At 51.9% G+C, this 341-nt stretch carries 1 protein-coding gene; it reads right to left on the reverse strand.

Features of this window, described 5'->3' with window-relative positions:
* Positions 1-38 precede the first annotated feature (38 nt).
* Positions 39-341 (reverse strand): NAD-binding protein (locus WLY71_RS30845; protein ID WP_347806601.1); only part of this gene is annotated, 303 nt, incomplete at its 5' end.

A 341-nucleotide genomic window follows, 5' to 3' on the forward strand; every position in this document is an offset into this window, starting at 1 on the left:
GTTCCTGAATTCAGAGGAGATCCTATTTAAGCGGTTACCTATGCGTGTACGGGTAGGACTTCCCACGGTGCTACCCAGTCGCCCGCAACTCGCAACGCTATCTTTGCATCATCTTCAATGAGACGGCAGACACTCATTTCACCGGAACGCTCACCGTAACGCTGCTTCGCTTCTTCGAAGCGCGCATGAGTTGCACGGGTTAGCTCGCAGCGTGTTCCGGTTTCATTTAACAATTCTTCTATCAGGCCAAGATCTTTCAGGCACAGCGCAAGCGGGAAGGATGGGTCGTAGTGACCGGCAAATATCGACGGTACATCGTGTTGCATTACGAAGCTATCTGC

It is taken from the genome of Pseudomonas rossensis (genome assembly GCF_039888995.1).
Lineage (GTDB): Bacteria > Pseudomonadota > Gammaproteobacteria > Pseudomonadales > Pseudomonadaceae > Aquipseudomonas > Aquipseudomonas rossensis.